Genomic DNA, 26,056 nt, shown 5'->3' on the forward strand with positions numbered 1-26,056 from the left:
GCGAGTTTTGCTATCGTCCGCCGCTCATGGCCAGCAGAACGACGCTCGCCAGGCTGAGCCACTTCGTCACCCACAGCGCGCTGCCGCTGGCGCGCGTCGGGGTCGACAGCCTGCGCGGCACGATCGACGACGCGACCATCCGGCTGCTCGGTCAGGACTTCGAGGACCGTCTGCGCCGGGTCGCGCTGCCTCACGCGGCGGACGGGGTCGACCCGTTCGGGCTCGACCGGGAGTGGGCGAAGTACGCGGTCGGGGTCGCCGCGTTCTTTCATCGCTTCTATTTCCGGACCGAGGTGTTCGGCATCGAGCGCGTCCCGCCCGGCCGTGTGCTCCTCATCGCGAACCACTCGGGCCAGCTCCCGTTCGACGGCATGCTCATCGCGGCCTCGCTGTTCCTGGACGCGGAGCCGCCGCGCGTGATGCGGAGCATGGTCGAGAAGTGGACGCAGACGCTGCCGTTCGTGGCGACCTTCTTCTCGCGCGTGGGCCAGGTGGTCGGCGTCCCCGAGAACGCGCGCCGGCTGCTCGACATGGGCGCGGCGATCCTGGTGTTCCCGGAGGGGACGAAGGGGATCTCGAAGGGGTTCTCCAGCCGCTATCAGCTGCTCGACTTCGGGCTCGGGTTCATGCGGCTCGCGCTCGAGACCGACACGCCGATCGTGCCCATCGCCGTCATCGGGGGCGAGGAACAGTACATCTCGCTCGGCAACCTCGAGTCGGTCTCGAAGGCGCTCGGCATGCCGACGTTCCCGATCATCCCACAGCTGCTGCTCCCCGGCGGCCAGCTGCCGCTGCCGACCCGATACCGGATCTACGTCGGCGAGCCGATGACGTTCCACGGCGACCCCGACGACGACGACGCGGTGATCCAGGAGAAGGTGGCGCTCGTGAAGGGTCGGATCCAGTCGATGCTGAACCGCGGCCTGAAGGAGCGGAAGAGCGTCTTCTGGTGATCGCGTAACCGCGTGATCGCGTGACCGCGCGGGCGCTCAGGCGCTCAGGCGCCCGCCAGCGTGACCGCGGCGTCGGGGCCGTGAGCGAGCACGCGCGCGTGGCCGCCGAGGATGGCGGGCTCGTTGCGATGGCCGTGGCCGATCGGCAGCCCCGCGACGACCGGGATGCCCAGCGGGAGCAGCCTGTCGCGGAGGACCTCGTCCACCGTGATGCCGTCGGGGCCCGGCGCGCACTGATCGAAGTCGCCGAGGACCACGGCCGCGGCCGGGGCGAGGTGGCCGCCGACCTCCAGCGTCGCGAGCATGCGATCGATGCGGTAGGGCCGCTCGGTGACGTCCTCGAGCAGGAGGATGCACCCCTCCGGGACCCGGAGCCGCCCCGCGGCGGCGCAGGCGTGGAGCAGGGCCAGGTTGCCGCCGAAGAGCGGCCCCTCGGCCACGCCGGCGCGCAGCGTGGTGAGGCCGTCGAAGCGGCGCTCACCCAGCGGATCTTCGAGGGCGCGGATCAGCGCGGCGCGGGCGCGGGCGTCGCCGCGCCCGAGCGCGGTGACATGGACGCCATGGAGCGACGCCACGCCCGCGCGCGCTGCCTCGACGTGGAGGGCCGTGACGTCGGAGAAGCCGACGATCCAGCGGGGGCGCGCTGCGAGGGCGCTCCAGTCGAGCCGGTGGACGAACCGGTTCGCGCCGTAGCCGCCGCGGGCCGCGAAGATGGCCCTGACGTCGGGGTGCGAGAGCGCGCGGGCGAGCTCGCCGCTGCGCCGGGCGTCGCTGCCGGCCAGGTACCCGGCCCGCGCGAACAGCCCGTGATGGGAGGGCGCCGACAGCGATGGCGGCCCGCTGCGCCGGCCGTCGCCGTCGAACGGAGGCCCCTCCCCCGCGTCGAAGAGGACACGGTAGCGCTGGGCGAGCCAGCCGATGCCGACCCGCGCGAGGACGTGCTCGAACGGGCTGGAAGGGGCGATCACCGCGACGGTATCGCCCGGTCGTAGCGCCGGAGGCAGGATCGGCGGGGGAGAGCTAGCGAGCACCAGGGTCGTCGTCGAGCAACTCCACGTCTTCCGCGTCGGTGTCGACGTCGATCGCGTCGGAGCCAGGCAAGGGCGGCGCGACAGGCGCCATGGGGGCAGCGGGCGCGACGGGCAGCGCAGGGGCCGAGAGGGGCGCCTCATCGTGCGCTCGATGGGCCTCGCCGTTGTCGACGTCGCCGAGCGTCGGCGTCCCTGCGTGAGCGTCGAACTCCGACCCCTGCGCGGGAGCGGCTGGCGCATCGGAATACGCAGCCGGAGCAACGTGGAGGACCTGGGTGGCGCTATCCAGAGGGAGCCTCTGCCCCTCGCGCAGGACCACATCGCCATGGGCCGCGCCGCTGCCGGCGTCGGCCGCGTCGGCGTGCGCAGCGACGCCGTAGGCCCAGACCTGCTGCTCCGGCTCGACCGGCAGCGCTTGCGAGGCGGCGGCGTCCGCGGGCTGCGCCTGGGGAGCCGACAGCGCCTCCGCCGCCGGGTACGCCTCCACAGCCGGGTACGCCTCCACAGCCGGGTACGCCTCCACAGCCGGGTACGCCTCCACAGCCGGGTACGCCTCCACAGCCGGGTACGCCTCCGCCGCCGGGTACGCCTCGACCGGCTGCACCTCCGCAACGGGCTGCGCCTCCGCGGCCGGCTGCGCCTCGACGCCGTCGTGCGCCTCGGAGCCCGCGTAGCCGTTGCTCACCGCCGCCACCGCGCCGGCCTCTAGGCCGAGCGTCTCGAGCGCCGGCGCCCGGGGCGCGAGCGGCGGCTCGGTCAGCGGCGGGCCCGGCGCGCGCGTCGGCAGCGAAGGAGGCGGCGGGGTGCGCTTGAGCTTGCCGGTCTTGGCCCGCTCGAGGCCCGCGGTCGCGTCCGGATCGCCCGCCTTCATGCGGAGGACACGGCGCCAGGCGTCCGCCGCCTCGCGCGCTTCGCCGAGCTCCTCCTCCCAGAGGCGCGCCACCTTGCGCGCGAGCTCCGCCCGCTGCGCCGGATCGCGGCCGCGGAGGATCTGGTCCTCGTAGAGCTGGATCATGCCGCGGTGATCGCCGAGCTCCAGCAGGAGACCCGACAGGTCGTTCATCACGTCCTGATCCGAGGGCGACAGGTCGTGAAGCTTCTTCAGGTCCGCCGCGGCGCCCTGCCGGTCGCCGAGCACGTCGCGCCGCAGCCTGGCGCGGCGCTGCAGGAGCTTGCGCACGAGCGGGCCGTCAAAGACCTCGTCGAGCGCGCGGTCCAGCGTCGCGCCGACGCGCGGCAGGTCGCCCACCTCGCGCCCGAGGGCCTCGAGCGCGTCGAGCGAAGCGTCGTCGACCTGCGTGAGCACGGCGCCGCCCAGCCAGCCGAAGGCGCGGTCGACGTCGCCGAGATCCTGGTAGGCGATCATGGCCGCGCGCCGCAGGAGCGCCGCCCGGGTGCGGCCGCCGTCGCGCGAGCCCTGGCCGCCGGCCGCGAGCGCCTCGGCGAGGACCGTGCGCAGCGCCGTCGACCGCGACCGCTCGTCGTCGGCCCGCGCCACCTGCTCGAGCGTGGCGATCGTCTCCTCCTGGACGCCGCCGCCGAGGGCCAGCTCGAAGAAGCTCCTCGCCCGGTCGATGGCGCCGCGCTCGCAGGCGATCTGGGCGGCGCGGACGAGCGCCGCGAGGCGATCGGCCGGCGTGCGGCACCGGCTGACCTGGCGCTCGAAGAGATCGATGATGAGGCCCGGGGCCTCGGCCAGCGCCGCGAGCCGCTGGAGCAGCGGCTCGACCTCGGCGGTCGGCACGCTCGCGAGCGCGCCCTCGCCGTGGTGGATCGACTCCAGCGGATCGGCGCCCACGGAGACCCGGACCTCGGCCTGCCGCACGAGCTCGGCCGCCCGGGCCGCGCCCGCGAGATCCCTGGCGAGGAGCTCGTGCGCGACGGTGAGGGCCTCGCGATCCTGGAGCTCCACCGCGATCGCCTCGAGCTTCTCCGCGAGGCCGGCGTCGGCGGTGCGGGAGCGCGCGAGCTCCATCGCCACGCGCGCGGCGTCCTTCTGGCGACCGACCTCCACGAAGCGCTCGAAGGCCCCGCGCAGGGCGACCTCGCGCCCCGCGCGCGCGATCGACTCGTTCCAGGCGACCAGCTTGGTCGCGACGATCCCCTTCCACCCGTTCCGATCGCCGAGCGCGACGTACGCCTCTCGGCACGGCTCGTCGCCCTGATCGGCGAGCCGCTCCAGGAGCGCCAGCGCCTCGTCGCTCTTGCCCAGCTGCTGGTCGAGGATCTCGGCGAGGCGCCGGGTCATCTGCGACGCCTCGTCGTCGTCGCCCTCCACCTCGATCAGGATCGCCATCAGGCGCGCGACCTTCGGCCAGTCGTTCAGCCGCTCGGCGAGCCGCAGGAGCCGGGCGACCGCGTCGAGGTCGTCCGGCTCGACGGCCTGGACGATCTCGAGCGCCCGGACGGCGCCGCGCGGATCGTCGAGCGAGCCCTCGTACAGCGCCGCGAGCCGCTGCGCGATGTCGATCTGGTCGTGCCCGTACACGAGCGCGAGCTCACGCTCGAGCGCGCCCGCGACCCCCCTCGGGTTGCCGCGCCGCTCCTCGAGATCGGCGATCCCCTGCAGCGCGATCCGGTTCTGCGGATCGAGCGTCGCCACGACCGCCTCGTAGCGCGCGATCGCCGCCTCGAGGTCGCCGGAGCCCTCCGCGAGCATGCGCGCCTCGCGCAGGGCGAGCGAGATCTTGCCGGGCTCGCTGTCCGTCAGATCGCCGAGCTTGCGGAGGAGCTCCGCGCCCTGCTGGTGATCGCCGCGCTCGCCTGCGTCCTGGGCCAGCCGCTCGATGGCCTCGGCGTCGTCGCCGTCGCCGAGCAGGAGCGTGAGCGTCGCGCGCTCCCCGTCGCGATCGCCGAGCTCGCGCTGCAGGGCCGCCGCGGCCCGCCGGGCCGCGACGCGCTCCGCCCTGTCGCCGAGCACCTCGGCCCGGCTCAGGAGGAACCGCACGAGCTCGGGCCACCGGTGGGCGCGCCGGTAGAGATCCTCGATCGCGGGGGCGGCGTCGGTCGCCGGATCGATCTCGATGGCGCGCTCGACGCGGTCGAGCGCGCCGTCGACGTCCCCGGCGCTGAGGAGCAGCTCGGCGGCCTGGACGAGGAGCGCCGGGCGCGCCTTGCGGTCCGCGAGCAGCGCGCGCTCGCAGAGCGCCCTCGCCGCCTCGGCGAGCCGCCCCGCCGCGACGTAAGCCTTCTGCGCGAGCTCCCACAGCCTCGGCTGGCGCAGCAGCTCGGCGGCCTGGCCGTAGGCGTCGCCCGCGGCGCCCGGCTCATCGAGCCGCATCCGGAGCTCGCCGAGCTTCTGAAGGAGCGGCCCGTGGTTCAGCTTCCCCTTGAACCAGGACGTCGCGTCGGCGAGGACCCGCGCCGCGAGATCGAAGCGCTCGCCGCGCTCGAAGAGCTTGACGGCGGACAGGAGCGCCGCGCCGTCGTCAGGCGTGAGGCCCGCGATCCGCACCCACGCCTCCGCGGCCGCGATGGGATCGCGGCGCTTCTGCTCGTGGAGCACGACGAGCGCCCTCTCGATCTCGACCCTCTGCGCGACGTCGGGCGTCGCGGCGCCGTCGTGCTCGAGCAGCGCGGCGAGGTCGTCCCACCGCGAGCTCAGCTCGAGCAGCCGCCTCAGCTCGGCCTGCGCCTGCGCGTCGCCGGGATCGAGCTCGGAGAGCAGCTTCCAGGCCTGGACCGCCGAGTCGACGTCGCGCAGCTGCGCCTCGCACAGCCCGGCGACGTCGCGCAGCTGCGCCTTCCTGCGCTCGATGGGCGCCTCGGGGACGCGCGCCGCCGCGAGCAGGACGTCCCGCAGCTCGACGAACATCCGCTTCTGGCGCAGCTGCTCCTCGACCTGCGCGAGCACGTCCGGGTTGGCCGGCTCGCCCTTGAGCACCTCGCGGAGCTTGGCGAGCGTCATCGGCTTGCGGAGCTCGGCCGGCTCCTCCCTCGGCGACTGCAGCGCCTCCGAGGGGGCCGAGCCGCCGAAGGCAAGAGGCGCCGGCGCGGCGCCGACCAGGCCGTACGCCCCCGCGGAGGCCGGCGCCGCGGCGTCCGCGGGCGAAGCCAGCGTGTCCGGCGCCGTCGACCCCGGCGCCGGAGCGAACGAAGACGCCGGCGCGAACGCGGCCACCCCCGGCTCGACCAGCCCAGCGGCAGCCGGCGACGAGAGGAGGCCCGAGGGCGGCACGGACGCGTGCGCCTGGACGGCTCCCGCGCTGGGCGGCACCGACGACCGGTGCGCGGGCGCGGCAGCCACGCCCAGGGGCGGCGGCGGCGCCGACGGCAGCCGCGGGGGGGGCGGCACGGACGCCCGCTTGCGCGCCTCGGGGGCCATGAACCCGTTCGGGTTGACCTGGAGGTAGGCGACGTAGCGCGGGCGGAGCTCCGCGATGCGGCCCAGCTGCTTCCCGTAATGGTCGGCGAGCTGCATCGCGCGATCGTGCCCCGGCGCCGCGCGGAGGGCGTAGACCGAGTACGAGTAGCCGTACTCCCCGTCGTACGTCTCCGCGAGCGCCACGAAGAGCTCCGCGGCCTCGTCGCGCTCTGGCTGCGGCACCGGCTCGCCCGCCTCGATGCGGTCGACGATGGCGACGCCGAGCGCCTGGATGAGCCCCACGTCGTGCGGCACGAACGCGCGCGCGTTCCGCAGCGCCACGGTGGAGCCCGCGAGATCGCCGGCGCGGCGCCGGATGTCGGCCTCGTCGCGCAGCAGGGCGAGCCGCCGTTCCGGGTCGTCGACGAGCGCCTGCTCCATCGCGAAGTACGGGATCGCCTCGGCGTACTGCTGCTGGGCCTTCAGCATCTCGCGGGCGGCGTAGATGGCGTAGACGTTGTGCGGATCGAGCTCCGCCAGGCGGCGCCAGTTCTCGAGGGCGCGCTCCGGCCGCGAGAGCGGCGGCTCGCTCCACAGCCGGCCGAGCTCCTCGTGCAGGGTCGAGACCTGCGCGCGGACCTCGGGCCGCTCGAAGAGCAGCGGCGTGAGCGCCTTGACGAGCCGCTCCAGGAGCGCGACGAGCGCCTTCTGATCGCCCTTGTCGCGGTAGAGCTGCGCCAGCCGCTCCGCCGCGGTCCGCTGCGTCGGATCCTTGTCGATGGCGATCATGAGCGTCCGCGCGGCGTGGTGCGCGTCGCCGATGGTGGTCGACCACACGTTCGCGGCCTCGCTCAGCCAGTGCGCCGCGTACGATGGATCTGCGGTGGAGCTGCCGACGCGCTCGAGCAGCATGGCGTACGAGCGTGGGTCCTGCTCCCCGGCTCGGTGAGCATACGCCAGGGCTTCCCCGTCATGCGGATTCGTGACGAGCCGCTGAACGAGCGTTTCCATCTCCCGGGGATCCATCGGTGCGCGGCGAAGTTACACGTTAGCCTCCGGCTCGTACAGCGACTCTCGGCGTCCTTCGCGATTGGACGCCGCTGTCTCTCGCGCGACGGGACTCCATGGAAGAGCCGGCCTTCAGGGGCCGACGTCGACCTTGCGCAGCGGCGCCGCGCGCGTGCCGTCATCAGTCGAATTTCACATACGGCTTGCGCGGCTGCGCTGGCTTTCGCCTTGGTATCGACGCCGAGGGTACGCCCGTGGGCGCTGGCGCCGCGCTGGCGACACCCGCGGGCGGCGGCGCTGGCGCGGTCGGCGCGGCGGGCGGCGGCGCCGGCGCCGTCGTCGCGGCGGGCGGCGCCGGCGCGATCGGCGCCGCCGGCAGCGGGTCGGCGCGCGAGATCGCGCTCGCGAGTGCCCTCGCTTCCAGCGCGACCCCTTTCTGAAGGCTGCGCGCGCCGCCGTCCGCAGGCCGGCGGAGCTCGCGCACGGCGAGCGCCGTCACGATCAGGCACAAGGCGCCGGCGCCGACGGCCACGCGCGAGGTGCGCCTCCGTGGCGCGGAACGCAGCGTGCTCGGCGCCTGCGCGGCGCCTTCGCCGTCGCCCACGACCGCGAGCAGCTCGCTCGTGGCGCCGACCTCGGCGGGCTGAGCCGGGCCGAGGCGCTCGCGGTCGAGGCTCGGCCTGGCCTCGTCCATCGCGCGATCGAGCTCGGCGATGAACTCCAGGGCGCTCCGCGGCCGATCCTCGGGCCGCTTGGCCAGGGCGCGCTGCAGGAGCTGCGAGAGCGACGGCGGTATCCTGGCGTCCGGCGCGGCCTCGCTCGCCGGCACGGGCGACGACTTGATGTGCCTCGCCATCACGACGACCGCATCGTCGTCGATGAACGGCGGCCTCCCGACCAGCATCTGGTAGAGCAGGACGCCGAGCGAGTAGAGGTCGCTCCGCGCGTCGAGCGGCCTGCCCTGCGCCTGTTCCGGCGACATGTACCGCGGCGTCCCGAAGACGGTGCCTGCCTGGGTCTCGAGGGCGTCGACCGGCCGCTCTGTCCCGGTCATCACCTTCGCGATGCCGAAATCGAGCACCTTGCCGATCTCCTCGTGCTCGCCCGCGGGGGGCCTGGCCAGGAACAGGTTGTCCGGCTTGAGATCCCTGTGGATGATCCCCTTGTCGTGCGCCTCGGCCAGCGACAGGAGCGCGTGCCGCGCGAAGCGGGCGGCGTCGCCCAGGCGCAGCCGCCGCAGGCGCTTGAGCCGCTGACCGAGCGACTCGCCCTCGAGCAGCTCCATCGCGAGGTAGAGGGAGCCGCGGCTCGACGTCGTCCCCTCCACGGGCGAGCTCTGCTCCGCGGAGCGACCGCGGCCGAAGGCCGCGTCCGTCGCGTCGTCCACGATCTCGCCGAAATCGAACACGGTGACCGTGTGCGGCGACCGGAGGAGGCTCATCGCGCGCGCTTCGCGGGTGAAGCGCGCCTTCGCCTGCGCGTCGAAGGCCCTGTCCGACCGCAGTATCTTGATGGCCACGTCGCGGCCCATCGCCTCCTGGCGCGCGCGGTACACCGTGCCCATCGAGCCGGCGCCGAGCTTGCCCACGATCACGAACCGATCCGCGATCGTGATCCCCAGGAGCGGATCTCCGTCGGCCTCGCCGAGCACCTCGCGGCTCACGAGGGCCAGCCCGTCGTGGGGGCAACGAGGCAGCCTCGCGCTCTGGCCGTCCTGGGAACCGCGCTCGCCTGTGGGAGACGGAAGCTGGCTGGACGAGCCCCTCCCCTCCAGCGCGACGGCCCCGAGGTGGTGACAGCGCGGGCAAATCAGCCCCATGGCCCTGCTGGGCTCGCCGGGCGACCCGGGAGCGCTGGCTGGGAACTGGCCGTCAGCTGCACGAACTACCACCGCGATGGGGGGGATCGTCCGTTACTTGGGCTCGCATCGCAAGGCCCACGACTCGCCTGTCGCTCGCGGGTGGCAGCCGAAGAACGCGGCGTCGCCGCAGGACGCATCGCTGCAGCAGACGTCGCTACAGAATCGCTGCGTTTGTTCAGGATCCTTGATGCACATGCCACTCCGACAGTCCTCGGACGTGGAGCACGGAACGCCGGTGGCCGCGAAGCTGTCCCCGGACAGCAGCGTGATGCACGCGCGGACGGTCGAGCGTCCGTCGATCGCGAGCTCAGCGCAGCCGACGCGCTGCCCCATGTCGCCGGGCGCGTCCGGGCACATCTCCGAGCCACAGCACGGGATGGTGCAGCGGCCGCGCCCGTCAACCTCGCTCCCTTCAACCTCGCTCCCTTCAACCTCGGCGCAGAGCCCGGACGCGCAGTCCTCGTCCCGGGCGCACGGCTCGAAGTAGCCTCCATCACCCAGGGCGGCGGCCTGGCACGCCCAGGCCGGACCGGACGAGACGAGGCCCGTCGTGAGCCGGCACGCCGCCCCGTTCGCGGCGCAGCTGGTGTCGGAGCAGCAGGCGTCAACGCAGGCGCCGTCGTCGCAGATGCCAGATCGGCAGTCGCCGGGCGCGGCGCAAGGCGCGCCGGAGAGCCGCGCGCCCACGTCGGGCCGGCCGACCTCCCGGCCGACGCGACAGAGGCCGCTCCCTCCGCCGTCGGGGATCCAGCAGACCGCATCCCGGGCAGGATCGCAGTCGCTCGAGCTGCAGCAGGCGCGCGAGCATACGCCCGGCCCTTCGACGTCGAACAGCGCGGGATCGAGGCAGAAATCGAGCGCTCCGCAGTCCTCGTGCCGCGCGCAGCGCGCGCCCAGCGCGCGTTCCAGCGGCCGCTCGGCGCAGGCGCCGTCCCTGCAGACGGCGCCCTCGGGGCACGCCGGCGGCCCGAGCGCGCCCTCGTCCGTGCAGCGCACCGGGCCCAGCGTGCCGTCGACGAGGACCTGGCACCCGGCGCCGAGCGACACGAGCGCGGCGAGCCCGCGGAGCAGCCTGCGCCGCGCGGCGCTGGGGCGCATCAGAACCGCACCCAAAGCCGGGCCCCCTCGGCGCCCAGCGACAGGCGGATCCCCTGCGCCCCTGCGCCGGCGCCGCGCGGGAGACGGCGATCCTGCCCCGGCGTCAGCGCACGCGCGCCGACGGCCGAGGCCCCGCGAGCGGCCGGGCTCGCCGCGGGGGCCTCGGGAGACAGGTACAGGTAGAGCGCCGCTGCCCCGGAGAGCCCGGCGACCAGAAAGGCGACATCCGCGGCGACGGCGCACCGGTGAGCGGCGCTCGCGTCGGCCCGCAGGTCGGCGATGGAGACGCCGGCCCCGGTGCGCTCGCCGGCGCCGGGATCCCGCGCCACGGCGAGCGCGGCGAAGACGCCGCCGACCACGAGCGACCCTGCGGCGATTCCCCCGCTGACGCCGAGCCAGGTCGCGCGCGGCGTCGCGCTGCCGACCGCGACGGGATGGCGCGGCAAATACGGCAGCGCCGTCGAGACCGAGGCGGCCTCCGCGGGCGAGGACGGCGGCGGCTTCGCGCTGGCGAGCTCTCGCTTCGCGCCCTTGAGCCGCTTGAGGACCGCGCGCACCTCCTCACGCGCCTTCGGGAGCGCCTCCATGTCGAGGTAGCGGCGGTAGTAGCGCTCGGCCTCGTCGATCTCGCCCAGCCGCTCGTGGATCATCGCCAGGTTGTAGATGAGCTCTTTGCCCTCGGGATCGAGCGCCACGGCGGCCTCCAGCTTCGCGATGGCCGCGCGGTACTCGCCGTGCTGGTAGCGCCGCTGCGCCTCGTCGTGCAGCGCCGTCGCTCGCTCGATGCGGAGCCGCTTCTCCTCCTCGTCTCGCGAGAGCGGCGGCGGGGCCGGTGCGCTCGGTCCGCCGCCCTGCGGCGGCTGCGCGGGCGGGGCGGCGGGCGCGACCACAGGCGCGCGGAGCGGCTCCGGCGGGGGCGCCTGCGCCGCCAGCGCCGGCGGCGCGCCGTGGGCGACCGCCGCGGCGGCTGCGACCGCGGAGGCGAAGCACACGACGATGCGCCCGGCCTCGGGGCCGATCGAGCGAGGCAAGCGCGCTGTGTGGCTCGTCACGGCCGCCCACCATAGCGTAACTTCCGCGCGGATAACGGCGTCTTGCGGAGGGCGGGGTGAAGGCCGCCGCCGCGGCGATCACCTGAGCTTGCAGCTGTACTCGCCGACGAACACGAACGCCCGCTCGCACCTGACGCCCACGGCGCGCTTCGCCGTGGTGAACTCGAAGGTCTGGCCGAACGGCGTCCGTTCCAGCCGCGTCATCTGCGCTCTGCAGCCCTCGCTCGCGCGGCGCGGCTCCGGCGCGCTCGCGGCGCCGTCCTCGCCGCACGCGACGAGCGCGGCCCTCCGTTCGACGTCGGCGTTGTCGGAGACGACGTTGTAGACCGCCGAGACGCTGAACGCGACGCAGAGGGCGAAGAGGGCGAGCTGGCCGAAGCGCTTCACAGCCCGAGCTTACCCTGTCCGGCGCGCGAGGGGCTCGCCGCCGCGCGCGACCCGGCTCAGAGCCGCATGCCCGAGCCGGGCAGCGGGTTCCACGGCTGCCGGCGGGTCGTGTACTGGCCCCGCACGAACGCCCCCAGCACGGGCGCGATGTTGCGCGCGATGTCGTCGTCCCACTCGCCGCCGTTGATGCCGTCCTGCGGGGAAAGATCCGGCGAGAGCAGGAAGAAGCCCGGATACAGCCGCCGCGGCACCTTGATCTGATCGAGATCTTCCTTGAAGAGATCGATGTCCACGCGCACGAGCCGCACGCTCCGGAGGGCCGTCTGCATCAGCGGATCGCCGAGCGAGCGGTCGACCCCGCGGCACGGCTCGCAGGGATCGCTCGTCGTCATCACGAGGACCTTCTCGCCCTGGGCATATGCCTCCGCGCGCTGCTTGGCGAGCTCCTCGCTGAGCACGGACACATCGACGCCGATATCGACGATGGAGACCCCGCCGATGCGCCGGTGGGTCGTGTGCTGAGGGACGCTGCCGCTCGGCTGCACCGCCGGAGGACGCGCCTCCGGCAGCGGCATCGATGGCGACGCCGTGCTCGCCGGCTCCGGCGAGGCCTCCCCCTCCGGGAGGGCGGAGGCCGTCTCTCCGCCGTGATGGGTGCTCCACATCCACACGCCGAAGCCGATCGCGGAGCTCCAGCAGAGCGTGAGCAGGACGCCGAGCGCGAGCCCGACGCTGGCGAGCGCGTACCCCCTGCGCACGGCCGGGTCCTGCTCGATCTCGCGGCGAGCCGCCCAGCCGAAGGCGATCGCGGCGATCGCCCCGAGCGGCCCGAACAGCGCCGCGACGAGCGAGCTCACGGCCAGCGTGGAGAGCTGCCGTCGCTCCGGCGGGGGCGGCGGCGTGTGGTAGGGATCCTGGATGATCAGCCGCGCCGCCTGCGCGCGGCTCGGCTGCGCTGCTGCCGGCGCGAGCGCGGCGCGCCCGCGGGCCGCGACCGAGTCGCAGGGCGGCACTCCAGCCGCCTCGCCTTCGCAGAGCAGGGCGCCCGTCTGCGCGTCCCTGGGCGCTGGAGGCGGCTCGTTCGCATCGCGGTTCGGCGGTGGCTGAGTCGGGCCGAATGCGTGGCTCACGCTCTTCATCCTAGCGCCGGAGGCCGCGCTACGCCCGCCGCACGGGCCCTCTCGTCGCGTGAGCGCTCAGGGGATGCAGGTGCGCTCGAGCACACGCAAGACTGCGCGCTTCGTGCTCACACCGGTGCTCATGGGCTCCGTCCATGCGACGCCCACCCGCTCACCGGCGAGCGCCACGCTGGGAGAATCCTTTACGGGAAACACCCCATCCGACACCCGGATCCCTCGAGCAGAGGGCGCTCCGTCGGCGGCCAGCTTCACGAGGAGGGTTTGCCCCTCCACCTTGCCATCGTGGCCGACCCACGCCACGAGGGCCCCGTCGCCGCTCGGCGCGAGCGCGCGCCACTTGCCCTTGCCAACGACCCACGGCGCTCCGCGCGGCCGCGCCTCCGTGTCCAGCGCGCGGGCGATCAAGGTGGCTCCCTCGCTCCAGACCAGCAGCGCGCCGGCGCTGCCCGTGGCCACAAGGCCGAGCCGCTGATCCCTGTCCGGTGTCTCCTGAGCGGCGCCAGCCGGCCGGTCGCCGCTCTGTCGCTTCGCAACGACGTGGGCATTCCCTTCCCTGCCCGCGGCGTCGAACCGCGAGGCCCGGATGCTCCCGTCCTCCTCGTCCTGCCAGGCGACGAGGTAGCCACCGGACGCGTCGGCAGCGACCGTCGGCCAGCGCGGCTTCTTGGCGCTTCGCGTGACGCCGACCGCCTTCAGCTGCGGCTGCGCCGGGTCCACCGGCGCGAACTGGAACACCCCCAGGCGCTGGCGGTCCGGTCCGAAGGGCGCCGCTGCCACCAGGGCGCCACCTGGAGCGGGCGCGAGGGCCACATGGTCGCTGACCTCCCTCCCGATCGCGCCGACGCGCTGGATCTCGACCGGCGGGTTCGTCTCCCAGCGGGGCCGCGCGTACGCGAGCCCCTCCGCGTCGAACCACGTGACCGCCCATTCGTCGCCCGAGGAGAAGATCCGGAGCCCTGCGTCCCGCGTGCTCGTGATCGCCCTCGCGCGGGCGACCTGCCGGGCCTCGCTATCGAAGCCGGCGAACGCGATCTGCGCGTCCCCTCCCTTGAGGTCCACGAGCCACACGGCCCCGAACGAGCCGTCGGCGCGCCCGGCGATCCCCATCCCCTCGCGCAGGATGTAGGTCGCGATATCACCCGACTTCGTCTTGCACCCTTCGAGGGAGCCGATGGGCACGAACTCCTGGACGCCGGTCCCGCGCGGCAGCTCGGGCTCGGCCGGCGCAGTGGCCACGGCGGGCTCGGTCGGGGCGCTCGACGCAGCGGCGGCTGCGAGGACCGCCTCCGAGGCGCTCGGAGCAGGGGCAGCACTCGCGGCTCCTCCCGCTGGAGGGGAGGAGCGGCGATCACAGGAACTGCTGGAGACGGCGAGCAAGGACAGAGCCACGACCTTGGCAAGAGTCGTGGCTAGGGAAGCAGGATAAGAAGAGCGCCTGGTGCGAAGCAGAGGACTTGAACCTCCACGGGAGTTACCCCACTGGAACCTGAATCCAGCGCGTCTGCCAATTCCGCCAGCTTCGCGAGCGGGGACGGCATCACTACCTCACCCCCTCGCGTTCCGTCAAGCGCTGTATCACGCCCCGAGCGTTTTTCTTCCGCCTGCGGTTCCGTCCGTCACGTCCGTCACGTCCGTTGCGTCCGTTGCATCCGTTGCGTCCGTTGCGTCCGTTGCGTCCGCTACGCCCGGCTCTTCCCCGCTGACCCTGGCGCGGTCTCCTTGCCGCGTTGTGGTGGGTACTTCGCCGCTTTGGTTCCCCCGCCGACGCCGCACCGGTGCACGGCGAGGAGCGCCTGTGCTAGGGGAGCGCGCTCCCATGGCGGCCATCGGCTCACCTCCTCCCCTCCTTCTCTTCGTCGGCGTGCGCGCCGTCGACCCGGCACAACAGCTCGACGACGTGATCGATGTCGTCGTGGAAGACGGCGTCATCACCCGGGCGGGACGCGGCGCAGCGACCGACGAGCTGCGCCGCGCCGACCGGGCCGAGCTCATCCAAAGCGATGGGCTCCTGCTCCTCCCCGCGTTCGTCGATCTCCACGCCCACCTCCGCGAGCCCGGGCAGGAGTACAAGGAAGACATCGCCTCCGGCCTGGCGGCCGCGGCGGCCGGCGGCTTCGCCCACGTGTGCGCGATGCCGAACACGCGGCCCGTCAACGACACCCGCTCCATCACCGAGGCCATGATCGCGCGAGCCCGCGCGATCGGGGGGCCCGCGCTCCACCCCATCGGCGCGATCACGATGGGCCAGAAGGGCACGGAGCTCACCGAGATGGCCGACCTCAAGGACGCCGGCGCCGTGGCGGTCTCCGACGACGGCCGCTGCGTCACGTCGAGCTCCGTCATGCGCCGCGCGCTCGAGTACGCGAAGACCTTCGATCTCACGATCATCCAGCACGCCGAGGACCACGCGCTCACCGACGGGGCGCAGATGCACGAGGGGGCGATCTCGACGCGGCTCGGCCTCCGGGGCTGGCCGCGCGTGGCCGAGGACATCATCGTCGCGCGCGACGTGCTGCTCGCCGAGGCCACCGGCGCGCGCTACCACGTCGCGCACATCTCGTCGCTCGGGGCGGTCCGCATCCTCCGCGAGGCGAAGGCCCGCGGCATCGCCGTGACCGCCGAGGTGACGCCGCACCACCTGACGCTCACCGACGCCGCCGTGCTCGGCTACGACACGGCGTGCAAGGTCAACCCGCCCCTCCGTGAGCAGGCGGACGTCGACGCGCTCCGCGAGGCGCTCGCGGACGGCACCATCGACGCCGTCGCGACCGACCACGCGCCGCACTCCACGCTCGAGAAGGACTGCGAGTTCGCCGAGGCGTCGCCCGGCCTCATCGGCCTCGAGCTCGTCGTCCCGGTCCTGCTCGACCTCGTCCGGCAGGGCGCCCTCCCCCTCGGGCGGCTCGTCGACGCCCTCACCCGCGCCCCCGCCCGCATCGCGCGGCTCGAGGCGCCCACGATCAAGGCCGGCGCCCGCGCCGAGCTCTGCCTCGTGGATCCGAACCTGAGCTTCGTGCTCGACCCGGCGCGCCTCCGCTCGAAGAGCAAGAACACGCCGTTCCTCGGCCGGCAGCTCACGGGCCGCGTCAAGATGACGCTCGCCTCGGGGCGGGTCGTCTTCGTCGACGGCGAGGGAGCGGCGACATGAGCTCACGCAAGGTCCATTTCGTCAGCCTCGGCTGCCCCAAGAACCGCGTCGACTCCGAGGTGATGCTCGGCGTCGCCCGCGCGGCCGGCTACGCGCACGTCGACGACGCCGCCGAGGCCGAGGTCATCGTCGTCAACACCTGCGGCTTCATCGGCGACGCGAAGAAGGAGTCGATCGACGCCATCTTCGAGATGGCGCAGCACAAGGAGCACGGCAGCTGCAAGCGCCTGGTCGTGGCCGGCTGCCTGTCGCAGCGCCACCCCGAGGAGCTCGCCCGCGAGATGCCCGAGGTCGATCACTTCCTCGGGTCGAGCGACATGCTCAAGCTCGGCCGGGTGCTCGCGGGCGACGCGGAGCGGATGCTCGTCGGCAACCCCGCCGAGTGGCTGATCCACGCCGGCGATCCGCGCACCCTCTCGACCCCCGGCGGCAGCGCTTACGTCAAGATCGCCGAGGGCTGCAACCGCACCTGCTCGTTCTGCGTGATCCCGGACCTGCGCGGCGCGCAGCGCTCCCGGCCCATCCCGGACGTGGTGCGCGAGGTGGAGCAGCTCGCGGCGGCGGGCGTCCGCGAGATCAACCTCATCTCGCAGGACACGATCGCCTACGGCCGCGACGCGGCGGGCCGCGCCGAGGGCGGCGCGCGCGCGACGCTCGCGCAGCTCGTCGAGCGGGTCGCCGACGTGCCCGGCGTGCGCTGGGTGCGGCTCTTCTACCTGTACCCCGAGACGATGACCGACGACCTCGTCGAGCTGCTCGCCGGCCACCCGCGGGTCGTGCCCTACGTCGACATGCCGCTCCAGCACGCCGCCGACGCGATGCTGCGGCGGATGCGGCGCGGCCACGGCGGCGATCGCCTCCGCCGGGTCGTCTCCACGCTGCGCGAGCGCGTCCCCGACCTCACGTTCCGCACCGCGTTCATCGTCGGCCACCCCGGCGAGACCGACGCCGAGTTCGAGGAGCTCTGCGACTTCGTGCGCTGGGCCGAGTTCGAGCGCGTCGGCGTGTTCCGCTACTCCGACGAGGAGGCGAGCCGCAGCCACGAGCTCGAGGGCAAGGTCCCCGCGCGCACGGCCGCGAGCCGCTACCGCCGCCTCATGACGCTGCAGCGCCGCATCTCGCACAAGAAGAGCGCCGCCATGATCGGCCGCGAGCTCGACGTGCTCGTCGAGGGCACGAGCGACGAGCACGAGTACGTGCTCATGGGCCGCCACGCCGGTCAGGCGCCCGAGATCGACGGACAGGTCTACCTCTCCGGCGGCGAGGTCCGCCCCGGAGAGATGTGCCGCGTCCGGATCACGCAGGCGAGCGACTACGATCTCGTCGGCGAGCTGCTCGACGACGAGGAGAGCGGGCGCGGCGCCGGGCTCCCCCCGGCCGCGGATCTCGGCGCCGTCACGGCGAAGCGGCGCGTCGCCCTGCGCGTGCTGCAAACCGATGGACGCGAGCGCCAACAGAATTGACGGTCCGGCGATCGGGTCGCGGCGCGATCGCTGAAAATCCCGCTGCGTCAGGGCGCTCCGCGGCGGAGGGGGCGCGGCACGTGGTGTGCTATGACGCCGTGCCGTGCCGATGCTCCGCCGCGCTGCGCTTCACCTCGCCGTCGCCTTCGCGATCTCGCTGCTCGCCGGTGCGGCGTGCCTGAGCCCGACGCTGCCGCTCCCCCCGCCCGAGCCAGCCGACACGATGCGGCCCGCCGCCGATCGCGAGGGGGTGTGGCAGATCGCGGGCAACTGCAGCCCTGGCGCGCGGGTCAGCCTCTTCAACGAGCGGACGCAGCGGGGCGTGATCGAGGACGACACCGACGGGAACGGCCGTTACCTCCTCGAGATCGAGGCCCAGCTCTGCGACACCCTGCTCGTATGGCAGGAGCTGGAGGGCAACGGAGGCGAGGAGAGCGAGGCGCAATCGTTTGTCGTCGAGGAGCGCACACCGCTCGGCGTCGTGAACGCCTGCCCCTGAGCGCGCGACGAAGCCCCATGCGCCGAAGTGGGATGGTCGCGACGCGGTGACGCGACGACACGGTGACGTGACGACGACGCGGCGCGCCGCGCCCGATGGCCGCTCTCGACGCGTGAGCGGAGCATCGTGATAGGTTGTTGGCGTGATGGCGTCGATCCCACCGAGCATCCCGCAGAACGCCACCCGGGTGCTGGTCGTCGATGACGAGCCGGGCCTCCGCCAGGTGCTCCACATTGCCTTCCGCCGCCAGGGCTACGAGGTCGTTGTCGCGCCCGGAGCGCGCGCCGCCATCGAGGCCATCCGCCAGAACCCGCAGCCGTTCCCGCTCGTCCTCACCGACCTCGTGATGCCCGACGGCTCGGGGATCGAGGTGCTCGCGGCCGCGAAGGCGCGGAGCAGCGCGACCGAGGTGATCGTGATGACCGCGCACTCCACGGTGGAGAGCGCGCTCGACGCGATGCGCCACGGCGCGTACGACTTCGTGACCAAGCCGTTCTCGCCGGCGGAGCTCACCGCGCTCGCCGCGAAGGCGCTCGAGAAGAGCTCGATCGTCGCGGAGAACCAGCGGCTGCGCGCGCAGCTCGAGCGGCTCGATCTCCCGTCGCGCGAGCCGCTCGGCACGAGCGCCGCGATGCAGCGGATCGCCGAGCTGATCGCCAAGATCGCGCCGACGCGCACCACCGTGCTGCTCACGGGCGAGAGCGGGACCGGCAAGGAGCGGGTCGCCCGCGCGATCCACGACCAGAGCGATCGCGCGGCCAGGCCGTTCCTTGTCGTCAACTGCGGGGCGCTCCCGGAGGCGCTCATGGAGAGCGAGCTGTTCGGCCACGAGAAGGGCTCGTTCACGGGCGCCGGCGCGCGCTCGATGGGCCTGTTCCGGGAGGCGGACGGCGGGACGCTGCTCCTCGACGAGATCGGGGAGCTGCCGGCCGCGCTTCAGGTGAAGCTCCTCCGCGTGCTCCAGGAGCGGAAGGTCCGCCCGGTCGGCGCCGCCGCGGAGATCGCGGTGGACGTCCGGGTCCTGGCCGCGACCAACCGCGACGTGGAGGCCGAGGTCCGCCAGGGCCGGTTCCGTCAGGATCTCTATTATCGGCTGAACGTCATCCGCATCGAGCTGCCGCCGCTGCGCGAGCGCCCCGGGGACATCTCGCGGCTCGCCGAGCGCTTCCTCCGCCGCTTCGCCGCCGAGCTCGGCAAGGACGTCCGCGGCCTGACGACGGACGCGGTGCGCGCGCTCGACACCTACGGCTTCCCGGGCAACGTGCGCGAGCTCGAGAACATGATGGAGCGCGCGGTGGCGCTCGCCGGAGGGCCCACGATCGGCCTCGGCGACCTCCCGACCGCCGTCGCCGGCCTCAGCGCGAGCCCGGCGCCGCTGCTCGCGCAGCTCCCGCCCGAGGGGTGCGCGCTCGACGAGGTGATCGGCGAGCTCGAGCGCCGGCTCATCCTCCAGGCGCTCGAGCGCACCGGCGGCGTCCGCAAGGCGGCCGCGAAGCTGCTCGGCGTCTCGTTCCGGTCGCTGCGCTACCGCCTCGCCAAGCACGCCCTTGCGGCCGATGGGGAGGGAGACGACGAGCCGGAGGGAGGATCCCGACGAGAATCGTCACCGCCGGGCGCCCTGCAGTGACGATTTTCGTCACCGCCGCAAAAGAACACAACCCCGCACATTCGGCCCCCTGCCCTCGTCACCTCAAGGAAAACCGAGGCAACTCATGAGCTTCTCGCGCAACTCGAAGACGGCGCCGCGCCGCGCGCTCCTTGGCACGTCACCTGCTGGAGCGTCAGGGCGGATGCGGAGCAGGCGGCGACAGCGAAGCGCAGCGAGCCGAGCGTTCACGCTCGTCGAGCTCCTCGTCGTCGTCGCGATGGTGGGTGTCCTGGCGGCGCTCGCCATGGTCGGATACCGCAGGTACATGAACGCGGCGGGCATCGCCGAGCCGAAGGCGGTCATTCAGGGCATCCGCGGCGCGCAGGAGTCCTACAAGGCCGAGATGCTCACGTACCTGAGTGTCTCCAGCACGCTCAGCAACTGGTATCCCTCGACAACGCTCGGCGATCACAAGACCGCGTGGAGCAACCCGAGCCACGGCGATTTCGCGAACTGGCGGATGCTCAACGTGACGACGGACGGCGCGGTCCGGTTCGGGTACGCGACCGTGGCGGGCGAGACCGGCGGGCTCGATCAGAACACCGGCACGACGTACACGTGGGCAGGTTTGCCGATGTCGCCGCTGCTGGATCCGCAGTTTGCGCCCAGCGGGCCCTGGTATGTCGTCCAGGCGGCCGGCGATCGGGACGGGGATGGAACGCTGGCATTGCTCCTGACGGCATCCACGATGCCGTCGATCTACTGGGAGAACGACACGGAGTAGAGGAAGGTTCGCCACGGCGCGGCGCGGAGAGCGCCTGTCCGTGGGAGAGGTTTTCGCGCTGCGGGCCGGCCGAGCCCGCACCAGGCGACATCATGGTCAGTCTCGGCAAAGCATCCAATTAAAGAAAGCATCACGGAGGATCGACACCCATGCGTGCAATCAAGCGATACGACAGGAGAGGCTTCACGCTCGTCGAGCTCATGATCGTCGTCGCCATCATCGGCGTCCTCGCCGCGCTGGCGATCTACGGCGTGCGCCGGTACCTCGCGAGCGCGAAGACCTCGGAGGCCAAGAACACCGTGGGTGCGATCGCCCGCGGCGCCGTCGCCGCCTACGAGCGGGAGACTTCCGCCTCGGAGATCCTGACCGCTGGCGGCACGTCGGCGGCCGCGAGCCACGAGCTCTGCAACTCGGCGACCGCCGCGGTTCCGGCGGGCATCCCTGAGGGCACGAAGTACCAGCCAGATCCGGCGGCGGACTTCACTGTCGGGGACTCGGTCACGGGTTGGCCGTGCCTCAAGTTCACGATGTCGCAGCCTATCTACTATTCCTACCACTATGTCCGTGATGGGAACAGAACCCACGCCGCCCTTACCGGCGCGCCCGCGGTCGGCGCCGCGGGCTTCGAGGCGAGCGCGATCGGCGACATCGACGGCGACACTACCGCGTTCAGCGGCTTCGCACGCGCCGGCGTCATCAGCGACGGCGAGGTGATCTTGGCCACGCAGATCTTCATCAACAACGAGTACGAATGAGATATCCCCGGCTGCCCGGCTCTCATGAGTCGGGCAGCCCTCGTCCACCGGCGTCGTCTGCGAGCGGAGAAGGCGTGTTATGTCGAGCACGATGGCGATCCGTGGACGAGGCTTCACCCTCATCGAGCTCATGATCGTGATCGCGATCGTCGGCGTGCTCGCCGCCCTCGCGATCGTCGGCGTGCGCAGCTATCTCGCCACGGCGAAGATCGCGGAAGCCAAGCAGATCGTCGGCGTTATCACCCGCACCGCGATCACCCAGTACGAGCGAGAGCGCGACATCGCGCAGATCCTGCCGACCACGGGCGTCACCTCGGCGAACACTCACCTCCTCTGCACCTCGGCGACGCCGGTCCCGTCCCTCTTCGCCTCCGTGCGGGGGAGAAAGTACCAGCCGAGCAATGCGCTCGGCGCCGACTTCAACTCGGGTTCAACGCTTGCCGGCTGGCAGTGCCTCGGCTTCTCGATCAACCATCCCATCTACTTTCAGTACTCGTACCAGGTCGGCGACGACTATATCAGCCAAGGACTGCCCGGCGCCCCCCTCCCTGGGCCCGATGGGTTCGAGGCAGGCGCGATCGGGGACCTGGACGGCGACGCGCAGCGGTGCACGATCGTCCGGACGGGCGCGGTGCGCGACGGCCACATCGCGACGAACTCCGCGATCTACGTGAACAACGACCCGGAGTGACGCGGGCCACGCGCCTCGGCGGCGCTTGTTCGACCACGCGGAGGTGAGGTAGAGAAGGGCCATGACCTGGCGCTCCTGGAGCGCGCTGGAGCTCAGCGCGGCCTTCGCGGTCGGCGGCAGCGTCCTCGCCGTCGCCGTCCCCGCGTTCTTCCGAAACCTCAGCGCTTCCAAGCTGAGCGAGCCCATCGAGGGGCTCGATCGGCTGGTGACGAGCGCGGTGGCCTACGCCGAGTCGCGGCCGCAGGAGATCAGCTTCCCCCCGTCCGCCCCGCTGACCCCGGCCCAGGTGCCGCGCGGCGTGCGCGCGGTCGATCCGCCGGAGTCGTGGGAGCACCTCACGTGGCGGTCGCTCGACTTCCGCTTCGAGGGGCCCCACGCGTTCTCCTTCCAGTTTACGAGCGAGCTCGACGCGTCGAAGGCCATGCGCTTCACCGCGACCGCGCACGGCGACCTCGACGGCGACGGCGTGCTGTCCACGTTCGAGGTGCGCGGCGTGCGGATCCCCGGGGAGCCGGCCCGCGTGCTGCCGGGCATGTTCGTGGACCGCGAGGTGGAATGATGGGGGCCCGTCCGGCGCCCGGCACCGAGAACCCTCCGGCTGCCCGCTCGCTCTTCGCCCACCTCGCAGGCGCGCGCGACCCGCTCGTCACGGTCGCGCTCTCGGCCGCCGCCGCCGTCGCCATCGGGAGCGTGCGCGCGCCCGCCACGGACCTGGAGCAACGGGTCGCGGAGACCTCTGACGTGTACGTCCTGCCGCCGCCGGACGAGGTGGTCACCCTGTCGCTCGGCTACCGCGCCGCGCTGGCCGATCTGCTCTGGTCGCACGTGCTCGTCTCGCAGGGCATGCACACCATGGAGCGGCGCCGGTTCGAGAACCTCACCCTGCTGCTCGACGCCATCAACGCGCTCGATCCAACCTTCCGCGAGCCGTACCTGTTCGCGGACGCGCTCATCACGTTCCAGACGAGCGAGACATCGCGCCACGAGGTCATCAAAGCGCGGCAGATCATGGAGCGTGGGGTCCAGAACCGCCCTCTCGACGGCGAGCTCTGGCTCGCGCTCGGCCAGTTCGTCTCCTTCATCGCGCCGGCCTCGTACCTGACCGATCCGAAGGAGAAGGCACAGTGGCGCCTCGAGGGGGCCCGGATGCTCGCGCGCGCCGCGGAGCTCGGCGGCGGCGACGCGAGCATCACCTGGCAGGCGCTCGGCGGCGCGGGGATCCTGGGGCGCGCCGGCGAGCGGGAGGCGCAGATCCGGTTCCTCCAGCGCACGCTCGCCGTCACCGACGACGAGGAGCTCAAGCAGAAGATCCGCGCGCAGCTCGACAAGCTCCTCGACGCGCGCGACGCAGAGAAGTACCGCCGGCGCCTCGACGGGTTCCGCGAGCTCTGGCGGCGCGATCTGCCGTTCGTCAGCAACACCGCGATCCTCGTGCTGGGCCCCCCGCGCGACCCGGCGTACTGCGCCGGCGGCGCGCACGCGGACGAGCCGCGCTGCGCGACCACCTGGCGGGCCTGGGCGGAGCGGGTCGACGGCGAGCGGTGAGCTGCCTCGGGCGCTGAAGCGGCGCGCGCCGGACGCCGGCGCCACGCCCAGACGTCCCCGGAGCGGGCCGAGTGAACCGCCAGCGCCAGCAAGTCCAGCGCCCGGCAGCGCCCGGGCTCGCTGGCAGCTCGTCCGGGTGTCCCTGGCGGCTCTCGTGACGTCCCTGGCGGCTCTCCCGGCGTCCCGAGCAGCTGACCTTGGCGTTCCAGGCAGCTTTTCTGGTGTCCCTGGCGGCTCTCGTGGTGTCCCTGGCGGCTCTCGTGGTGTCCCTGGCGGCTCTCCCGGCGTCCCGAGCAGCTGACCTTGGCGTTCCAGGCGGCTCTTCTGGTGTCCCTGGCGGCTCTCCCGGCGTCCCGAGCAGCTGACCTTGGCGTTCCAGGCGGCTTTTCTGGTGTCCCTGGCGGCTCTCCCGGCGTCCCGAGCAGCTGGCCTTGGCGTTCCAGGCGGCTCTTCTGGTGTCCCTGGCGGGTCCTCAGGTGTTCCTGGCGGCTCTCCAGGCGTCCCTGGCGTCTAGGTGTTCATTCGAACTTGACGGCCGCGGTCTTGGTCTCGCCTGCCTTCACCGTGACGGTGACCGACTTCTTCCCGAGATCCGGATGGATGAACATCACCGTGTGCGACCCCGCGGAGACGCTGACGCCCACCTTGGGCGTGCTCCCCAGCGGCCGCCCGTCGAGGACCACCTTCGAGACCGGGATCGAGTTGATGTTCAGCGTCGCACCGCCGGCAGCTGCCGCGGGCTCCGGCGCGTCCGCCGGCGCTTCCGCCTTCGGCGCGGCGGCCACGGGCTCCGACCTCGGCGCTGCCGGCTCCGGAGCAGGCGCGGGCGCGGGCGCGGGCGCGGCGGCGGCCGGCTCGGACCTGCGCGCCTCGTCGAGCGCGATCCGGATCGTCTTCTCGGCCTGCCCGTCCTCGAACGAGATCGGCTGAGAGAAGTCCTGGTGCCCCCTCTTCGTCGCCACGATCTTCCAGCGCTCGGACACGGTGACATCCACCTTGACTGGCGGCTTCTTCCAGGCCGAATCGGGCAGCTTCTTCTCCGTGCCCTTGGCGCTCACCAGCTTGACCGAGGCGCCCGACGTGGCGAGCTCCAGCGTCACCTGCCCCTTCAGCACCTTGAGCGCGACCGCGCCGAGGTCCTTCATCTGGCCCTGGCCGACCTCCACCGTCTGCTCCAGGGGCTCGAAGCGCTCGCCGCCGTCGAAGCGGATCTTGTGCTCCCCCGGCGGCACGCTGACCTCGACGGGGAGCGCGCCCTTCTCCTCGCCGTCGATGAAGACCTTCACGCCGGGCGCGCCCGACGCCTTCACGCCGGTCGTGGTCGACGCGCCGGTGGAAGACCGCTCGGCGCCGGCCGCGTCGAGCGTGATCACGACGACCTTCTCCTTGCCGCCCTCGACGATCTCGACGGCGTCGCGCGGCGGGAAGTCGGGGGCGAGGATCTTGACCACCTTGGAGCCGGGCTCGAGATCGCGCACGACGCAAGGCACGGTGTCGCAGCGCTTCTGGCCGTCGAGGAAGATCTCGGCCCGGTCGACGGCGCCGCCGCCCGGGGTCTTCAGGTCGATCGTGAGCGCGCCCTTCTTCGGCACCAGCATGACAACCGCCAGGATGAGCACGGCGACCAGCGCGAGCCCGCCGAGGAGCACGCCCGCCTTGCCGGCGCCCTGCTGCACCACGTGGCGCGGGCGGATCTCCGTCGGCTCGTCCTTGCGCGACAGCGCGCGGAGCCCGAGGTCCGGCGGCATCGCCGGCGCGGGCGGGGCGCTCGGGATCGGCGGCGGCGCCGGGACGGGGGTGCGCACCCGCGAGGCCGACGCCGCGCCGCCGGAGCTCGCGACGAGCGCCGCGGCCGCCTTCGGGATCGCCGGCGAGCCCGCCGCCGGCAGCGCGCTCGAGCGCCCAGGATTGTAGTCGTTCCCCTGCTTGTCGTAGACGTGGGTCGACTCCTCGTCGTCGTCCCAGTTCATGTCGACCGCGGTGCCCTTGACCGAGCGAGGCTTCGCGTCGTCACCCGCCTTCTGCGGCGGCTTCACCGACGGCAGGCGCACCGGCGGAGGGACCACCGGAGGCAGCGCGCCCGAGGCCCCGCCGGCCGGCGCCGGCGGCAGCGGGCTCTTCGACGGCAGGGCCGGGGCGCTGATCGCGGGCAGGGACGGCTGGCGCGACCGAGGCGGCACCACGGACGGCAGGGAGCCCGTCTTGACCGAAGGAGGCATCGGCGGCGGAAGCGACCCCGGGCTCGTCCCCTTCGCCGACAGGGGCGGCGGGAGCGACGCCGGACCGGTCCCCTTCTGCGTCACGGCCGGCGGCGGGAGCGACGGCGGCGGAAGCGACGGCGGCGGGAGCGACGGCGGCGGGAGCGACACCGGACCGGCCCCCTTCGGCGGCACGGGCGGCGGGAGCGACACCGTGCTCGTCCCCTTCGACGGCACGGGCGGCGGGAGCGACGACGGGCCGGCCCCCTTCGACGGCACGGGCGGCGGGAACGACGACGGGCCGGCCCCCTTCGGTGCCACGGGCGGCGGAAGCGGAGACGGCACGCCGCTGGGGAGCGTCGCCGCATGGTTCGGCGGCGGCGGCACCGCCGCGCCGACGAGGGTGCGCGAACGCGCAGGCGGCGAGGGAGGTACGAGGGCGGTGCTCGTGGCGGGCGACTTCTTCTTCGCGAGCCCCTCGAATACGTCCAGATCGCTGCCGCCCTTGTTGTCCGCCATGTTCGAGAACTCCTCAGGATATGCGGCGCCGTTC

19 protein-coding genes and 1 tRNA gene are annotated in these 26,056 nt (G+C 73.1%); 10 read left to right on the top strand and 10 right to left on the bottom strand.

Annotated elements, in window-relative coordinates; genetic code table 11:
• Positions 1–26: 26 nt before the first annotated feature.
• On the top strand, positions 27–953 hold the full coding sequence (locus tag WMF44_RS23245) for a lysophospholipid acyltransferase family protein (protein ID WP_437301298.1): 927 nt from the start codon (positions 27–29) through the stop codon (positions 951–953).
• 44 nt (positions 954–997) lie between these two features.
• Here the strand turns inward: WMF44_RS23245 and WMF44_RS23250 are convergent, their stop codons facing one another.
• The 9 genes from WMF44_RS23250 to WMF44_RS23290 form a co-directional block, all read right to left on the bottom strand.
• A complete protein-coding gene (locus WMF44_RS23250; protein ID WP_437301299.1) occupies positions 998–1,921 on the bottom strand; it encodes a S66 peptidase family protein in 924 nt (307 codons plus the stop codon).
• 52 nt (positions 1,922–1,973) lie between these two features.
• Positions 1,974–7,298 carry a tetratricopeptide repeat protein gene (locus WMF44_RS23255; protein ID WP_437301300.1) on the bottom strand — a complete coding sequence of 1,775 codons (5,325 nt, stop codon included), beginning with the start codon at positions 7,296–7,298 and terminating at the stop codon, positions 1,974–1,976.
• 178 nt (positions 7,299–7,476) lie between these two features.
• The gene (locus WMF44_RS23260) at positions 7,477–8,958 is read right to left on the bottom strand and encodes a serine/threonine-protein kinase (RefSeq protein WP_437301301.1); all 1,482 of its coding nucleotides are present in this window, start codon (positions 8,956–8,958) and stop codon (positions 7,477–7,479) included.
• 249 nt (positions 8,959–9,207) lie between these two features.
• Entirely contained in the window at positions 9,208–10,254 is a 1,047-nt protein-coding gene (locus tag WMF44_RS23265) for a hypothetical protein (RefSeq protein ID WP_437301302.1), read from the bottom strand.
• Positions 10,254–11,306: a tetratricopeptide repeat protein gene (locus WMF44_RS23270; RefSeq protein WP_437301303.1), complete on the bottom strand. Its 1,053-nt coding sequence runs from the start codon at positions 11,304–11,306 to the stop codon at positions 10,254–10,256. The genes WMF44_RS23265 and WMF44_RS23270 overlap by 1 nt, the downstream gene beginning before the upstream one ends.
• A gap of 78 nt (positions 11,307–11,384) precedes the next feature.
• A complete protein-coding gene (locus WMF44_RS23275; RefSeq protein WP_437301304.1) occupies positions 11,385–11,693 on the bottom strand; it encodes a hypothetical protein in 309 nt (102 codons plus the stop codon).
• Positions 11,694–11,749: 56 nt separating this feature from the next.
• The gene (locus tag WMF44_RS23280) at positions 11,750–12,823 is read right to left on the bottom strand and encodes a DUF4190 domain-containing protein (RefSeq protein WP_437301305.1); all 1,074 of its coding nucleotides are present in this window, start codon (positions 12,821–12,823) and stop codon (positions 11,750–11,752) included.
• A gap of 66 nt (positions 12,824–12,889) precedes the next feature.
• Positions 12,890–14,068 carry a hypothetical protein gene (locus WMF44_RS23285; RefSeq protein WP_437301306.1) on the bottom strand — a complete coding sequence of 393 codons (1,179 nt, stop codon included), beginning with the start codon at positions 14,066–14,068 and terminating at the stop codon, positions 12,890–12,892.
• A gap of 200 nt (positions 14,069–14,268) precedes the next feature.
• Positions 14,269–14,355 (bottom strand) — tRNA-Leu (locus tag WMF44_RS23290).
• 293 nt (positions 14,356–14,648) lie between these two features.
• On the opposite strand from WMF44_RS23290, the gene WMF44_RS23295 reads away from it, so the two are divergent.
• From WMF44_RS23295 to WMF44_RS23335, 9 genes are all read left to right on the top strand, one after another.
• Positions 14,649–15,980 carry a dihydroorotase gene (locus tag WMF44_RS23295; RefSeq protein WP_437301307.1) on the top strand — a complete coding sequence of 444 codons (1,332 nt, stop codon included), beginning with the start codon at positions 14,649–14,651 and terminating at the stop codon, positions 15,978–15,980.
• Entirely contained in the window at positions 15,977–17,443 is a 1,467-nt protein-coding gene (rimO, locus tag WMF44_RS23300) for a 30S ribosomal protein S12 methylthiotransferase RimO (RefSeq protein WP_437301308.1), read from the top strand. The genes WMF44_RS23295 and rimO overlap by 4 nt, the downstream gene beginning before the upstream one ends.
• A 109-nt stretch (positions 17,444–17,552) precedes the next feature.
• Entirely contained in the window at positions 17,553–17,942 is a 390-nt protein-coding gene (locus WMF44_RS23305) for a hypothetical protein (RefSeq protein WP_437301597.1), read from the top strand.
• 145 nt (positions 17,943–18,087) lie between these two features.
• Positions 18,088–19,569, top strand: a complete 1,482-nt coding sequence (locus WMF44_RS23310) for a sigma-54-dependent transcriptional regulator (RefSeq protein WP_437301309.1) — start codon at positions 18,088–18,090, stop codon at positions 19,567–19,569.
• 85 nt (positions 19,570–19,654) lie between these two features.
• Positions 19,655–20,314 (top strand): type IV pilin protein, encoded by a 660-nt coding sequence (locus WMF44_RS23315; RefSeq protein WP_437301310.1) that lies wholly within the window; start codon positions 19,655–19,657, stop codon positions 20,312–20,314.
• A gap of 149 nt (positions 20,315–20,463) precedes the next feature.
• On the top strand, positions 20,464–21,069 hold the full coding sequence (locus tag WMF44_RS23320) for a type IV pilin protein (protein ID WP_437301311.1): 606 nt from the start codon (positions 20,464–20,466) through the stop codon (positions 21,067–21,069).
• A gap of 79 nt (positions 21,070–21,148) precedes the next feature.
• Complete coding sequence (locus WMF44_RS23325; RefSeq protein WP_437301312.1) at positions 21,149–21,760, top strand: type IV pilin protein; 612 nt, start codon at positions 21,149–21,151, stop codon at positions 21,758–21,760.
• 61 nt (positions 21,761–21,821) lie between these two features.
• The gene (locus tag WMF44_RS23330) at positions 21,822–22,319 is read left to right on the top strand and encodes a hypothetical protein (RefSeq protein WP_437301313.1); all 498 of its coding nucleotides are present in this window, start codon (positions 21,822–21,824) and stop codon (positions 22,317–22,319) included.
• Positions 22,316–23,305, top strand: a complete 990-nt coding sequence (locus WMF44_RS23335; protein ID WP_437301314.1) for a hypothetical protein — start codon at positions 22,316–22,318, stop codon at positions 23,303–23,305. The genes WMF44_RS23330 and WMF44_RS23335 overlap by 4 nt, the downstream gene beginning before the upstream one ends.
• A gap of 518 nt (positions 23,306–23,823) precedes the next feature.
• Here the strand turns inward: WMF44_RS23335 and WMF44_RS23340 are convergent.
• Entirely contained in the window at positions 23,824–26,022 is a 2,199-nt protein-coding gene (locus WMF44_RS23340; RefSeq protein WP_437301315.1) for a PEGA domain-containing protein, read from the bottom strand.
• Positions 26,023–26,056 lie beyond the last annotated feature (34 nt).

The organism is Sorangium sp. So ce426, from assembly GCF_051475585.1.
In the GTDB taxonomy this organism is placed as follows: Bacteria; Myxococcota_A; Polyangia; order Polyangiales; family Polyangiaceae; genus Sorangium; species Sorangium cellulosum_B.